A 14,706-nucleotide genomic window follows, 5' to 3' on the forward strand; every position below is an offset into this window, starting at 1 on the left:
TCCTTGGTGTACGCCATCGCCGCGGCGACGACCGGGTCATCGGAGGTGGGCAGGCTCAGCGGCGCCTCGTGATCCAGCGCCTCGGCCACCAGGTTGGCCAGGGTACGGAAGAAGTCATCGGAGACGCCCTCATCCTGGGCGGAGCCTGCGCCACGATCGATCGACCACCGCAGCGCGTAGATCATCATCTCGCGGATGAGGGGTGAGACGGCGATGATGCGAGCCCGCCCGCTCGCGTCGAGGATCAGTGCGGGATCGAACATTACGGCCACGGTCTTCACGTCCGGGTTCATCACCGCCTGGTGTTCGAGCCCGGCCGGGATCCACGCGGCTTGTTGCGGCGGCAGCAGATAGTGAGCAGAGTCGGTCTCCACCTCGACGACTCCGTGGAGGGCGTACTCGATCTGGTGCACCTCGTGGGAGTGCCAGCCGGTGATCAACCCGTCACCTTCGTAGAGGTAACTGCCTGCCATCGCGTGGCCGCCGCGGCGCAGCTCGATCACCGGCCGGGAGATCTTGGCCGTTTCGGCCAAATCTCTGTCCGAAAGCGCAGAGACGGTCACGGAATCCGAGGGTACTAGTTGAGTATGAAGACTGACGACCTGATTCTGGTCAGCATCGACGACCACGTCGTGGAACCCCCTGACATGTTCCTCAACCACGTGCCCGCGAAGTACAAGGCGGAAGCACCCGTAGTCGTCACCGACGACAAGGGCGTCGACCAGTGGATGTATCAGGGCAAGCCTCAGGGCGTCAGCGGCCTGAACGCCGTGGTGTCCTGGCCACCGGAGGAGTGGGGGCGCGATCCCGCCGGCTTCGCCGAGATGCGACCCGGTGTGTACGACGTCCACGAGCGCGTCCGCGACATGAATCGCAACGGCATTCTGGCGTCGATGTGCTTCCCGACGTTCACCGGATTCTCCGCCCGCCACCTCAACCAGTTCCGCGAGGACGTCACGCTGGTGATGGTGTCGGCCTACAACGACTGGCACATCGACGAGTGGGCAGGGTCCTACCCGGACCGATTCATCCCCATCGCGGTGCTGCCGACGTGGAACCCGGAGGCGATGTGCGCCGAGATCCGCAGGGTCGCCGCCAAGGGTTGTCGCGCGGTGACGATGCCCGAGCTGCCGCACCTGGAGGGCTTGCCGAGCTACCACGACGACGACTACTGGGGCCCGGTGTTCCGGACCCTGTCCGAAGAGAACGTGGTGATGTGCCTGCACATCGGCACGGGGTTCGGGGCGATCAGCATGGCGCCCAATGCGCCGATCGACAACCTCATCATCCTGGCCACTCAGATTTCGGCGATGTGCGCACAGGATCTGCTGTGGGGCCCGGCGATGCGCAACTATCCGGACCTGAAGTTCGCCTTCTCCGAGGGCGGAATCGGTTGGATCCCCTTCTATCTCGACCGCAGCGACCGCCACTACACGAACCAGAAGTGGCTGCGGCGGGACTTCGGCGACAAGCTGCCCAGCGACGTGTTCCGCGAGCATTCGCTGGCCTGCTACGTCACCGACAAGACGTCGCTGAAGCTGCGGCACGAGATCGGCATCGACATCATCGCGTGGGAGTGCGACTACCCGCACTCGGACTGCTTCTGGCCCGACGCGCCAGAGCAGGTGCTTGCCGAACTGAACGCGGCAGGCGCTGACGACTCCGACATCAACAAGATCACCTGGGAGAACTCCAGCCGGTTCTTCAGCTGGGATCCGTTCACGTTGACGCCGAAGGACCAGGCCACGGTCGGGGCATTGCGCGCCAAGGGCGCCGACGTCGACGTATCGATCCGGCCGCGCAAGGAGTGGGCGCGGCTCTACGAGCAGAAGCAGCTCGCCAAGGCGTGAGCTGTGGACTCGCAGCTGGGTCGACACCGCTCCGTCGGCATCGCCGACATGCTGACGGCAGTGGCGGCACGAACACACCGGCTAACGGTCCTGCACTACGACTCCGACTTCGAAACAGCGGCGACGGTCTTGGACTTTCAACACCGATGGGTCGCAGTGCCCGGCACGTTGTGACCGGGGGGCGTTACCGGGTATTAACTCGCCCACCAACGTTGGAAACGGTCTCTCGTCCAGACTGATTCGGGTGACGACCCTGAACCACCTTCCCGCGACGGCATCCATCGAGCAGGTCGTCGATGCCCTCAAATGCGACAACTACGTGATCGTCGACGACCTGGTTCCGGCACGTCTGATGGATGCGCTCGAAGACGAGCTCGAGCCCTACGTCGACGCCAGCCCCGTGGGAGCGGAGGCGCACCTGGGAAGGATGACCAGGCGCACTGGGGCTCTGGTGGCCCGATCCCGGCTGTCCCATCAGCTGATCCGTCATCCCACGATTCTCGGAGCCGTCGGCGCCTTCCTCGAGCACGCGAGCGCCTATCAGTTGATGCTGACCCAGGTCATCTCCATCTACCCGGGAGAGAAGGCGCAGGGCCTGCACCAGGACGAAAACGCCTGGGACTACTTCCCCTTCCCCGCGGACTACCACGTGCAGTGCAACACCCTCTGGGCTCTGTCGGACTACACCGCCGAGATGGGTGCGACGCGCATCGTTCCCGGCAGTCATCTGCCAGGCGCGCCAACGGAGTTCACGGACGCGGACTGCGTGCAGGCCGAGATGACGCGCGGTTCCGTACTGCTGTACTCCGGCAAGATCTGGCATAGCGGGGGAGCGAACCGATCGGAGCGTGTGCGCAAGGCCATCAACGTCAACTACGCCGTGGGCTGGGTGCGGCAGGAGGAGAACCAGTATCTGGCCTGCCCGCCAGAGGTGGCGAGGACGCTTGATGACGACATGTTGAGGTTGATCGGCTACCAGCAGGGCGCCTACGCGATGGGGTACTACCGCGACGTGGAGGACCCGATCATCGCCGTCCGCGGGGACGGCTACAGCGCCAAACCCGGCGCCGACGTGTCGGCGATCAATCCTCGTGCGAAGGCGGCCCTGGAGAAACTCATCGCATCCAAGAGCGCGTGAACCAGGTCGCCAGCGACCAACCATCCAACAGTCAGTCCGCCGGTTCGTAACGAAGCATGGTGACTCCCGCCTCCGGGTAGTCGGTGAAGACCGGCCGCACCCGCATGCCGACGCGGATCGCGTCGGGCTCGGCGTTGACGATCTCCGTGGAGAACCGCGGCCCCTCGTCCCACTGCACGACCGCCAAGATCTGGGGCACGTCGTCGGCGAAGTGAGGGGACACGGCGCGGTAGCTCACCGTGAACGTGTAGAGCGAACCTGCGCCGCTGATCTCGCGCCATTCCAGATCGTCGGCGAGGGTTCCCGGGGCGAGGATCCGCGGATAGAACACGTAGCTGTCCGACGAAGGCGAATACTGGATGCGGATCCTGTGTTCGCTCAACGCATCCCAGAACGGAGTCGTGGTCGGAGTGGGAATCGGCATCGGCTTGGACATGGCGCTCACGGTCTAGTCACCTTCCAGCACGAGGGTGGTCTGTTCGGAGAGGATGCCGCCGTTGCCGGAGACGAAGGCCCGATTGCAGTCACCCACCTGAGCTTCGCCCGCACGCCCCATGATCTGCCTGGTGGCATCGCACACGTGGTGCATCCCTCCCGCGGTCCCGGCCTGACCGTAACCCAGCTGACCGCCTGCCGTATTCATGGGGAAGTCACCGCGGAAGGTCAGATCGTGTTCGGTGACGAACTGCAGCCCCTTGCCCTTGGTGCAGAAGCCGGCATCCTCGAGACTGAGCAGCGCGGTGATGGTGTAGCAGTCGTAGATGGAGACCATGTCCATGTCCGACGGTGCCAGGTCGGCCATCCCGAACGCGGATTCGGCCGCCTTGACCATGGGCGTCTGCAGCAGATCCTCGGCGTAGGTGGGGGTCTTGTACGGCACCCGCTCGCCGAACCCCTTCACCCAGACCGGGCGATTGCGACTACGCCGGGCCAGGTCGGCATTGGTGACCAAGACGGCGGCCCCGCCCATCACCGGCATCACGATCTCCAGCATGTGCAGCGGCGACGCGATGACGGGGCTTGCAAGCACGTCCTCGATGGTCAATGGCTTGTCCGAGAAGATCGCTCCAGGAGTGTGATTGGCGTTCACTCGCTGGTCGACGCTGATCTTGGCCATCGCGCGTTCGTCGTAGCCGTAGGTGGCGGCATAGAGCGTCGCGACCTGACCGTACGGTCCGTTCTGGCCGAGGTTGCCATACGGAATCTCGAACTCGGCCTGCGGCGAGCCGTATCGGTTGCTCGACGCCCCGAAGTACAACATGTCGCCGAAGTCGACCGGCTTCTTCTCGGAAACCGGTGTCAGCTGCGCGGCGGGGACGACACAGAGCACCGCGTTGCAGATGCCGAGTTCGATCGCGGCGGCCGCGCGCCACACCATGGCAGCCGAGCTGGCACCGCCAAGGTCGACCAGCTCGGCGAAATTGGCTCGTATGCCAAGATATTCGATGATCGTCGAAGGCACGAATATCATCGACTCCTGCAGGTAGCCCGCGCAAATGCCGTCCACGTCCCCGGCGTCGAGGCCGGCGTCTGCCAGCGTCGAGGCGGCAAGGCGCGCCCACTGTTCGAGGGTGAACTCGGGCGGTCCGGTCGGACGCCTGGTCGCGGGCAGCTCGGTGTAGCCGACGATCGCCGCCTCACCACGTAAACCCATAGTGGTTGCCCTCCATCATCATTGCGTCACCGAACCGGCTTCACGAACCGCCCGCACCGAGCACGGCACACCGTTGACCACCTGGGTATTGCTTGGTACGTCGATCAATGCCGGCGGATTGAGAAGGTTGGAGTTCACACCCGGGTGGGCATTGGCGGTGTCGAGTCGGGTGCCGGCGAGCCCGTGTCCCCAGCCGTGGGGCAGGCAGACCACCCCCGGCATCACCTCGTCGCTGACGTCCGCGGATACCACGAGCGCGCCCTCGGACGTCGCGACCTCGGCGAGTTCGCCGGTACGCAGACCGACTCGGGCCGCATCGATCGGATGGATCAGCAGCGTGCATCGGTCTCGGCCCCGCATCAGCGCCGGGACGTTGTGCAGCCAGGAGTTGTTGGAGCGCAGGTGCCTTCGACTGGTGAGCACGAAGGCCGGTGTCTCGCGGTCGACTCGCTCGGCGAGGCGCGATACGTCGTCCGCGAGACGGGAGTGGAATAGCTCGACCTTGCCGGACGGGGTCGTCACGGCTTCGTCGATCCTGCCGCCAGCGAGCTCGTCCAGTCGGATCCCGTCGGGGTGCTCACGCACCGACGCCAGGGTCAACCCGCCCGGCCGTTCGCCGAGATCGTCACCCCACCGGCCCAATCGGATGCCGAGGTCGACCAGCCGGGCCGGGCCACGGTCTGGCAACGCCGCAATGGCCCGCTGGGGGTCTCGGCCGGTCAGGGGGGTGTTCGGCTGTGCGCACATGGTGGCGATCAGACCGCCGACGTACAGATCGTCGAGCGCTGCGACGTCGACATCGGGCACCGGTGTGCCGAAAAGCGACCCGCCCAGTCGTAGGAGAAGCTCCCACTCCGCGGGCCGGTCGGGTGCGGGTTCGAAGACGGGATCGGACCACTTCAGGCAGGAGGCAACGGAGTACGCCCAATACAGGTCGTCGGAATGGGGCCGCTCCAGCGGGGAGAGTCCGGGCAGGATGACGTCGGCATACCGGGTGGTCTCGTTGAGCCAACTGTCCACCGAGATCATCGCGTCGAGCGAATTCAGCGCGGGCGCGAGCCTGCGCGAGCCCGGCGCGGAGATGACCGGGTTGCCCGCCACGGTGATGAGGGCGCGGATCTGTCCGTCGCCGGGCGTGTCGATCTCTTCGGCGAGGCAGCTGATCGGGAACTGCCCGAACACCTCTGGTGCGCCGCGTACCCGACTGTGAAACCGTCCGAATTCCCAACCATCGGTGGGTTGGTCCGGCGGCTTCATGAACATCTGCGACCACGCGGCGGGTCTGGGGAACAGGGAACCGCCCAACTTGTCCAATGCGCCGATCGCGGTGTTGACGACGAACACGAGCCAGGTCGCCAGCGTGCCGAACTCCTGTGTGCATGTGCCGATCCGACTGTAGAGCACGGGATTGTCGGCGTGGGCGAGTTCGCGGGCCATGCGACGGATGGTGGCCGGGTCGATGCCCGTCGCCGACGCGACACGTTCCGGGGCGAACGAACTCGCCAATGCGATGACGTCGTCCAGGCCCGTGACGCGGTCACGCAGATGGTCGGGTCGCCGGATCCAGTGGTTCTCCGACAGAGTGTGCAGAATTGCGAAGAGCAACAGCGCATCGGTGCCAGGCCGGATCGGCACCCACTCGGTGGCGCTCTCGGCAGTCTGAGTGCGGCGGGGGTCGACGACCACGACCCTGCCGCGCCTGCCGATGTCCCGGAGTGAGCCCATGATGTCAGGCGCCGAGAGCATCGAGCCCTGCGACGCGGAAGGGTTGGCGCCCAAGATGATCAGGTGGTCCGTGTGGTTCAGATCGGGGATCGGCCCGTTCCACATGCCGCCAAAGAGCAGTGCACTGACGACATTGAGCGGCCATTGGTCAACGGTGCCCGGCGTGTAGTAGGCCTGCATTCCGGCCGCTTGCCCGAAACCGATGAGCGCACCGACGTGCAGGCTCAGCCCGATGTTGTGCGCAACCGGGTTGCCGAGGTACACCGTCAGTCCCCGTGCGCCATGACGATCTAGAACGGGCCGCAGGATGCGCTCGCATTCGGCCAGTGCATCGTCCCAGGACACCGCGACGTGCTCGCCGTTTCGCTTCTTCACCAACGGACGTCGGAGCCGGTCGGGATCGTGGTGTATCTGACCTAGCGACGCCCCCTTGGGGCAGAGGTGCCCACCCGACCAGACGTCGTCGCGGTTGCCTCGCACGGAGTGCACGACGGTATCCGAGGCGCGTACCGTCAGCCCGCACATCGCCTCACACAGGGGACACGTCAGCTTGTGCTCGACGAGGTTAACGGTCGCCCTCCGGCCGGATAAGCGAGTGCCGAGCCAGACGAGTGACGCGCGTCACCGCTGAGCTGGACATGTGTCCAGATTATCGGACCGAGTCAACGTTGGCAATCATTCGGTGTATTCCCCACGACTACTGCATTTTCGGACAATGTGCCAGGTTGAGCACGTGTTCTTCAGCGGAGTTGCGGTCGGCGGCAGATCAACAATTCGGACAAGTGTCCAATCCATTTCCTACGACGCATCTCCCTACGACGCCGGAGGTGCCGGCATCGCCGTGGAGGGCGACGACGTTCCGCCCGGCCTGCGGGTCGCCAGCACCAAGCCGGCGAGGATCAACGCCAGGCCGGCCAGATTCCACGGTGTGAGTGGCTCATTGAGCACGATCACCCCCGCGGCAAGCGCCACCGCGGGATTGACGTAGGTGAACACCAGAGCCCGTGCGGCACCCACTTCCCGGATGAGGGCGAAGAAGACGATGAAGGCGAGCGCGGTGCAGACGACGGCGAGGCCGACCAGCGCGACGAGTACGCGTGTCGGGGGCACCTCAGTCGGCCACGTCGCGGTGGCGGGACCGACGTACACGATCGCGGCGACGCCGAGGCAGGCCGCGGTCATGGGCAGGCTCGGCACGTCGGCGAGGTAGCGCGCTGCGACCAACGGCGCGATCGCATAACAGAGCGCGACGACGAGAACCTCGAGAACCGACCAGGCGCTGCCTCCCGTCATCTCGGGTCCCGCCAGCACCGCGACGCCGGCGAGGCCGACGGCGAGTCCGGCGATTCGCTTGCCGCCCAGTCGGCGTTCCCCCCCGGTCAGCCTGTCGAGAACGGTGGCGATGATGGGCGCGGCCGCGATGAGGAGCCCGGTCAACGAGCTGGAGATGTGCCGCTCGGCATCGGATAACAGCAACCAGGCGGCGATGATCTCGAAGAAGGCGAAGACCAGCACCGGCTTCCAGCACTTGAGTACCGGTGCCCACGCGGCGCGAGACATCGCGAGTGGCAGCAGCACGGCCGCCCCGATGGCCGTCCGGGCGAACACCAGCACGGGCGCCGAAACGCCCTCGATCGCGACCTTGATCAGCAGGTACGGGATGCCCCAGATCACGCTCATCGCTGCAAAGAGCAACCACCCGCGACGGCTCACCCGCGGGTGAGCTCCGCGTATCGGGCGACGTGATCGTCCGTCGAACCGAATTCGTATTGCACGGCGGTCAGGCGCTTGAAGTAGTGTCCGATCGCCAGCTCTTCGGTCATCCCCATGCCGCCGTGAAGTTGGACGGCGTTCTGGCCGATGAAGCGGGCAGCTCTGCCGATGGTGGCCTTGGCCGCAGACACCGCACGAGCCCGCGTCGTGGCATCGGCTTCGAGGTTCAACACGGCGAGGTAGACGGCGGCGACGGACTGTTCGAGCTCCATGTGCATGTCGACCATCCGGTGCTGCAGAACCTGGAAGCTGCCGATCGGCTGTCCGAACTGCTGCCGCTGTTTGCAGTACTCGACGGTGTCGGACAGGACCTTGCGCATCCCGCCGACTGCTTCGGCGCACACGGCCGTGGCGCCCTCGTCGCGAGCGTGGGCCAGCGACGGCCAGGCCTGGCCCTCCTCGCCGAGCAGGGCGTCGGCGGGCAGGCGCAGTTCGGCGAGCAGCAGGTCGGCCGCGCGTCGGTCGTCGACGGTGCGGTATGCGTGCATCTCCAATCCGGACGCGACGGCCGCCACGTCGACCAGGAACAGGGATGGTCCGTGTTCGGTGCGCGCACTGACCAAGAGGTGGGTCGCGAGCGGTGCGCTGACGGCCATCGTCTTGGATCCCGTGAGCACCCATTCGGCACCGTCGCGACGGGCCGTTGTCGCGACGTCCTGCCAGCGGTCACCCGATTGGGCCTCACCCGCGGCAAGAGCGACGATCGCGTGTCCCGCGGCGACGAGTTCCAGGAGTGCCGAAGCCCGCTTGCCGCCAGCCCGAACCAGAAGGCCTGCAGAGACCACGGCGGTGTCCACGTAGGGTTCGACGACCAGTGCGTGGCCGAGGGCCTCCGCGATCACCATCACCTCGACCGGGCCCCCGCCGATTCCGCCCACCTCCTCGGGCAGCGCGGCGCCCAGAATGCCCAGTTCGTCGGCGAAGGCGCGCCAGATGTCGGGCTGCCAGCCCGCCCCGGTCTTGGCGGCCGTACGGCTGCGCTCGAGGCCGTAGCGCGTCGAGAGGAACTTCGTCAGCCCGTTGCGCAGCATCTCTTGTTCGTCGGAGAGTGTGAAGTCCATCAGAGCCCCAGTGCTGCCTTGGCGAGAATGTTCCGCTGAATTTCGTTGCTACCCGCGTAGATCGAGCCCGCGCGGTCGTTGAAGTACCGCAAGGGAGCTACGGCCTGCCAGGCTTCGCCGCTGACGTAACCGTCGAGCGGCGGCTCGTATTCCGCGATCGGCCCGCCAGGTCGCGTCGCATGCGGTTGGTACGCGCGGCCGCGCGGACCGGCGGCCTCCATGGCCAGCTCTGTCAGGGTCTGGCTGAGTTCGGTGGTGAGAATCTTGAGCATCGACGATGCCGGGCCGGGGTGTCCGCCACCGGCGAGCGCCGACAGCACGCGGTATTCGAGGATCTCCAGCACGTCGGTGCGAATCCGCGCGTCGGCGAGCTTTCGCGCGAAGGCTGGGTCGTCGAGGAGTCGGCCGCCGCCGGACCCTGGCTGAACCGCCGCGGCGGCCGCGACCTCCTCGGCCATCACCTGCAGGGCGGGCGCGCTGGCGCCACCGCCCCGTTCGAACTCCAACAGGTACTTCGCTACCGTCCAGCCGTCGTCGATCTCACCGACGACGTTGGACTTCGGGACGCGAACCTCGTCGAAGAACACTTGGCTCTGGATCTCCTCGCCGGACGTCATGACCAGCGGACGGATCTGTATCCCTGGCGACGTCATGTCGATCAGCACGAAGGTGATGCCCTGTTGCTTCTTGGCCGCACGTGACGTGCGGACGAGCGCGAACATCCAACTCGCCTCGCGTGCGTGGGTGGTCCAGATCTTGCTGCCCGTACAGACGAGGTCATCGCCGTCGTCGACGGCTGCCATCGACAACGCGGCGAGGTCGGATCCCGCTTCGGGTTCGGAGTAACCCTGGCAGAAGAACACCTCACCGGTGAGGATGCGCGGCAGGAAGTAGTCCTTTTGAGTCTTCGTGCCGTAGGCGACGATCGCATGCGCCACCATGCGAATTCCCATGGGCGACAGCGACGGGGCGCCGGCAAGGGTGGACTCGCGGCTGAACACGTAGTGCTGTGCGAGGCTCCAGTCGCAGCCGCCATGTTCGACCGGCCATGCCGGCGCGGCCCAACCGCGTTGGTGCAGAATCCGCTGCCACTCGAGGCTTGCCTCGTGGTCGCTGTACACGCTGGTCATCAGGCGGCCGGACCTTCGCAGTTCCGGCGTCAATCTCTCTTCGAGGAATGTGCGTACTTCGTCGCGAAAGGCGATGTCGGTCGGCGACCACAGAAGGTCCATGGATGTCTCCCTTCGTACGATGCCCGTGTCCGGCGACAGTAAACCTAGTTACCCAGGTGGCGTCGATGAGAAGAGGGGTGCCGAGAAGAACGGTTCAGCGCAGGGACTGCCGGGCCAGGAACTCCCGGTAGTAGCCGAGTGACTCGTCGGCGATGATCGCGGGAAGCATCAGCTCCCACATTCGCGTGAAACGGGCCCGGAGATCCGTTCCGTCGGCCAGCGCGCTCGCGAGCAACTCCGAGCCGGCCATTGCGGCGACGATCGTGGCTCCGGTGGCTTCGACGTCCAACTCCGCGCGCACGTCGCCCTCGGCAGCGGCGATCTTGATGCGCCCCACTAGGTCCGTCACCAGAATCTGCAAAGTGCTCTTTGCTGCGGGGTTGAATCCACCGAAAGTTCGGAGTAGCCGAGCTCCCGCTCGTGCGACCTTGTCGGTGCCGAGTACGTCGGTGACGACGAACGAACCGTGGATGACGTTCTCCATCGCGGGGGAGCTCGATCGACCTGATGCGCGGAATGCGCCGAGCACGGTCTGCGCGCCCTCTTCGATGATCGCGGTCGCCAAGGCTTCCTTGGAGTCGAAGTGGTAATACAGTGCACCCTTGGTCAATTCGGCGCGTTCGATGATGTCGCCCAACCCCGCGGCAGGGTAACCGATCTCGTTGATCAGGTCGACTGCAGAGTCGATGATCTTCCGCCGGGTGGCCTCAGATCGAGCCTGGCGCACCATATTCCAGCACCTCCGTCGATCCATGATTGTGACGATCGTTCGACGGGATCATAGTTCCATGGCGCCCGGGGGTGCGGCATTCTCGATCGCGAGTGCCGACCGGCGACTGATTGAATCCGTCAGATGGGGAAGTGGTCCCGGTTTGCGAAGCCCGGTGGGGCCGTCAGGAGGACTGCGTCGAATTCTCCGATGAACCGTGCAGTGTCGTCGGCTACTCGTCGACGTCAATGAGAGGTACGGCGAGGTCAGCAGGCGGGTGACCCGTTCTGACGTGCATTGCGGTCGAATGTCGCCATTGGCGCTCCCGCGGGCGGCGATGTCGGCGAAGGTCTCCGACGCGGCTCTCCGAGATCCTGGCCGGGAGACCGTCGACGCGGCCGACGGATTCGAAGAGGGTGAAGGCCGTTGGACCGAACTGGGTGTCTCGCACGGCTTTAGTGACGTCGGCACTGGCAACGACGTCATGGAGACTGACCTGGCGATACGGCATGACGGCGAAGTCGCGTGCCGCGGCGCGAAGGATCCGCCGCCCGGGTGGTGTCGCCCGCCCCTCCGGTCCGGGCGGCCGTGGATACCCCTCGCCCCCGGCAGATGAAACGTCGGCAGGGTGGTGGAGGGCACCGTTTACCCAGGAAGTGTCCTATCTCACATCTGCCCGGACGCGAAGTCGGGCGCGTCCGGGCAGATGAATCACGTGGTTGCAGCGGTTTTTGGTTGCGGGTGTGGCCAATTTTGCTCCAAACTTTCGGTCGCATCTTCTAGTGCTGTTCATTCCAAAAGTATGTAAAGTACGCGATGTGAAGACTTCCGGTCTGAAGCCACTGAGGGGCGTCGTCGCCGCCGGTGGGCGTTGGCAGCTTGATCGTCCGGATCGGGTGGACCCGGCATCTCGCCGCGCGGTCGCAGCGGCAGGATTGGCCGTTGGCAAATCTCGAGAAGGATCCCTTCGGGCTGCAGCAACGTCAATACGCGAGGCATCGACGACTCTCCGTGGTCGGATTGGGTCGCGTGAAAAAGGGTCGCCAAGTGCAACGATTGGGCGATCCTACGATTCGTGGGAGTTCAAGGACGCATGTTGCGCGCCGGACTCTGGCAACTCATCAATCAACCGACAAGCTATCGCGGAGTAATCGACGCTCATGTGGGATACAGAAGTTGACGTAGCGGTCATCGGCGCCGGTATCGGCGGCCTTGCGAATGCCATCGCGACGGTGGACGCCGGCGGCGAGGTAGTGGTCGTCGATGCGATGCCGTCGGTGCGTGGCGATGCCGCGCCAGTGGCCCTGCGCGAGCGGGTAGCGGCCAAGCATGGCCTGCTGCTCCCCGAGACGCTTGATGCGGAGACCAACGAGTACTTGGCCGCGCTGGTCGAGGGCGTCCCCATGGACGGTTTGCGCGATGCCACCGTGCCACGACGCAGCGCGCGCAACCTGTCGAAGGAAGAGGTCGACCGGCGCTTCGTCGAACCGTTCATGGGGTCCCGGCTGAACGGTTGGGCCGCGAAGTGCGTCGCATCCCCGTACGGGCTGCTGTACACGAGCATGCGGGACTGGCGGACGACGACGATGCGGTCGACCGATGGTGAGGCCATCGAGGTCATGTCGCTCGGCACGGTCGACGGGGTCGGCGGTGATGGCGAGGCGGTGCTGCGCGACTGGGTGGCCGATCAGGCGCGGCAACGCGACATCGACGTCCAGACAGGCAGTGCACTGCAGCGGATCGTCTTCGAGGAGGGCGTCATCGTCGGCGTCGTTCTGTCGACCCCCGAGGGCCCCCTTGCGGTACGGACGCGCGCCGGTGTGACGCTGTCGCCCCATGACCATGACCATGACCACGACCCCGTGTCGGGCGACCGTGCCGACGTCGTCACGGGCGAGCGACTGCAGGTCTGCCTCGTCGGTCGGACCGCAAGCCGATTCGGGCGGGTCGAGTTGTTGGCCACAGTGCCAGCAGCCGTCCGGCCCACGTGCACCGGCTCTCGCCGTCAGTTGCGCGAGGGCATGCACGAAGCGCGCCAGACGTCCCTAGAGAGTTGGCGTTGCGGAAAAGTGCACGGGTACCCGGCCTTTGGCTAGTAGCGAGGCCATGTCGTCTCCGTCAAGCGCTGGCGACAACAGGAAGCCCTGTGCTCGATGGCAGCCGTGACGTAGCAGCGTCATTGCGGCGGCTCTGGTCTCAACGCCCTCGGCGACCAGTTCCAATTCGAACGCCTCGGCCAGCGCGATGACTGCGCGCACGATCGCCAGATCATTGGTGTTCGAACCGAGATCGGCGACGAAGCCCCGGTCGATCTTGAGCACGTCGACAGGCAATGACTTCAGATGTGACAGCACGCTGAAGCCGGTCCCGAAATCGTCGATGGCGACCTGAACGCCGACATCGCGCAGACCCGCCAACGTGACGCTGGTGGTCTCCATGTCCTGAACGACGACGCTTTCGGTGATCTCCAGGCACACCGAGCCGCGGTCCAGAGCGAATTCGCGCATGACGTTGGCGACGGACTCCACGAACCCGTCGGTCACCAGCTGCACCGGTGACACGTTGACCCGCAGCACGATTTCGCCGGCTATCCCCAGCGTGCGCCACCTTGCGAACTCTGCGCAGGCCGTACGCAATATCCAGCGACCCAAATCGTCGGCGAGGCCGACGGACTCTGCGACGGCGATGAACGACGCGGGCGACAGCAGGCCGCGGGTCGGATGGTTCCACCGCACCAACGCCTCCGTCGCGAGCACTTCGCCGGTGCGCATGTCGACCTCGGGCAGGTACTGCAGGAACAGTGAGCCGTCGTCGATGACGTCCTGAAGGTGACGTTCGATGTCGTTGCGGTAATCCGTGCGCAGGGACATCTCGTCCGAGAACACCGCGACCTGATTTCCGCCCGCACTCTTGGCGGTGAGCACCGCTTGATCCGCCCGGCGGAGCAGATCCGACGTGGTGTCACGGCCAGGTGCGCCGAGTGCGACGCCGATGCTGACGGTCCTGGTGAGCATCTCACCTTCGATCGCGACGTGTTCGCGCAGCAGCGACAGCAGCCGATCGGCGAGCTGGGCCGCTTCCTTGGCCGACGTCGGGGACGCGAGCACCACGACGAACTCGTCGCCGCCCAGTCGCGAGATGACGCTCGCATCTTCGGTTCCCCGTTGCAGGCGCTCGGCGAGGACACGGATGAACCAGTCGCCGGCGCTATGGCCGAGGTAGTCGTTGATGGTCTTGAGTCGATCGAGGTCGAAGTACAGCGCCGCCACGGGCCCGGGGGACCCGTCCGAGAGCCTGGCGTCGAGGTGCTCGATGAGCGCCCGCCGGTTCTGCAGTCCCGTCAGATCGTCGTGCTCGGCCAGGTAGCGCAACCGCTCCTCGGCCCGAACCCGTGCCTGTACCTGCGCGAACAACGAGGCGATCGCCTCAAGCGCGCTGAGCTCCTCGGGCTTCCACTCGCGGTCGCCGAACTTCACGAAGCCGAGCACACCCGTCGTCAGATCGCCCGACACCAACGGCGCCGCTGCCGTGGAACTCCGAGGAACGCTGCGCCCCTCCTCGATC

The 14,706-nt window shown here is 65.7% G+C and carries 13 protein-coding genes; 4 read left to right on the forward strand and 9 right to left on the reverse strand.

What is annotated here, in order from left to right:
- Positions 1-563: AraC family ligand binding domain-containing protein (locus tag ACRDUX_RS20250; RefSeq protein ID WP_526415838.1), on the reverse strand; the 563-nt coding region annotated here is incomplete at its 3' end.
- A gap of 24 nt (positions 564-587) precedes the next feature.
- On the opposite strand from ACRDUX_RS20250, the gene ACRDUX_RS20255 reads away from it, so the two are divergent.
- The 3 genes from ACRDUX_RS20255 to ACRDUX_RS20265 all read left to right on the forward strand — a co-directional run bounded on the left by ACRDUX_RS20255 (position 588) and on the right by ACRDUX_RS20265 (position 2,988).
- A complete protein-coding gene (locus tag ACRDUX_RS20255; RefSeq protein ID WP_526415840.1) occupies positions 588-1,850 on the forward strand; it encodes an amidohydrolase family protein in 1,263 nt (420 codons plus the stop codon).
- 3 nt (positions 1,851-1,853) lie between these two features.
- Positions 1,854-2,024, forward strand: coding sequence for a PIN domain-containing protein (locus ACRDUX_RS20260; RefSeq protein WP_526415842.1), 171 nt, complete (start codon positions 1,854-1,856; stop codon positions 2,022-2,024).
- Positions 2,025-2,094: 70 nt separating this feature from the next.
- A complete protein-coding gene (locus tag ACRDUX_RS20265; protein WP_526415844.1) occupies positions 2,095-2,988 on the forward strand; it encodes a phytanoyl-CoA dioxygenase family protein in 894 nt (297 codons plus the stop codon).
- A gap of 31 nt (positions 2,989-3,019) precedes the next feature.
- Here the strand turns inward: ACRDUX_RS20265 and ACRDUX_RS20270 are convergent, their stop codons facing one another.
- The 7 genes from ACRDUX_RS20270 to ACRDUX_RS20300 all read right to left on the reverse strand — a co-directional run bounded on the left by ACRDUX_RS20270 (position 3,020) and on the right by ACRDUX_RS20300 (position 11,163).
- Positions 3,020-3,424 carry a Zn-ribbon domain-containing OB-fold protein gene (locus tag ACRDUX_RS20270; protein ID WP_526415859.1) on the reverse strand — a complete coding sequence of 135 codons (405 nt, stop codon included), beginning with the start codon at positions 3,422-3,424 and terminating at the stop codon, positions 3,020-3,022.
- A 12-nt stretch (positions 3,425-3,436) separates the two neighbouring features.
- Positions 3,437-4,642: a thiolase family protein gene (locus ACRDUX_RS20275; RefSeq protein ID WP_526415846.1), complete on the reverse strand. Its 1,206-nt coding sequence runs from the start codon at positions 4,640-4,642 to the stop codon at positions 3,437-3,439.
- Positions 4,643-4,660: 18 nt separating this feature from the next.
- Positions 4,661-6,916: a molybdopterin-dependent oxidoreductase gene (locus ACRDUX_RS20280; RefSeq protein WP_526415861.1), complete on the reverse strand. Its 2,256-nt coding sequence runs from the start codon at positions 6,914-6,916 to the stop codon at positions 4,661-4,663.
- Positions 6,917-7,180: 264 nt separating this feature from the next.
- Positions 7,181-8,080 (reverse strand): EamA family transporter, encoded by a 900-nt coding sequence (locus tag ACRDUX_RS20285; RefSeq protein WP_526415848.1) that lies wholly within the window; start codon positions 8,078-8,080, stop codon positions 7,181-7,183.
- Positions 8,077-9,201 (reverse strand): acyl-CoA dehydrogenase family protein, encoded by a 1,125-nt coding sequence (locus ACRDUX_RS20290; protein WP_526415850.1) that lies wholly within the window; start codon positions 9,199-9,201, stop codon positions 8,077-8,079. The genes ACRDUX_RS20285 and ACRDUX_RS20290 overlap by 4 nt, the downstream gene beginning before the upstream one ends.
- Positions 9,201-10,433 (reverse strand): acyl-CoA dehydrogenase family protein, encoded by a 1,233-nt coding sequence (locus tag ACRDUX_RS20295; protein ID WP_526415852.1) that lies wholly within the window; start codon positions 10,431-10,433, stop codon positions 9,201-9,203. Before ACRDUX_RS20295 ends, ACRDUX_RS20290 begins: the two co-directional genes overlap by 1 nt.
- Positions 10,434-10,527: 94 nt before the next feature.
- Positions 10,528-11,163, reverse strand: a complete 636-nt coding sequence (locus ACRDUX_RS20300; RefSeq protein WP_526415854.1) for a ScbR family autoregulator-binding transcription factor — start codon at positions 11,161-11,163, stop codon at positions 10,528-10,530.
- Positions 11,164-12,302: 1,139 nt separating this feature from the next.
- On the opposite strand from ACRDUX_RS20300, the gene ACRDUX_RS20305 reads away from it, so the two are divergent.
- Positions 12,303-13,238, forward strand: a complete 936-nt coding sequence (locus ACRDUX_RS20305; RefSeq protein ID WP_526415855.1) for a hypothetical protein — start codon at positions 12,303-12,305, stop codon at positions 13,236-13,238.
- Here the strand turns inward: ACRDUX_RS20305 and ACRDUX_RS20310 are convergent.
- The coding region (locus tag ACRDUX_RS20310) for a putative bifunctional diguanylate cyclase/phosphodiesterase (RefSeq protein ID WP_526415857.1) at positions 13,188-14,706 on the reverse strand (1,519 nt) is incomplete at its 5' end. The two genes, ACRDUX_RS20305 and ACRDUX_RS20310, sit on opposite strands and share 51 nt — an antisense overlap.

The sequence above is a fragment of the Mycobacterium sp. genome (assembly GCF_050701675.1).
Classification (GTDB): Bacteria; Actinomycetota; Actinomycetes; order Mycobacteriales; family Mycobacteriaceae; genus Mycobacterium.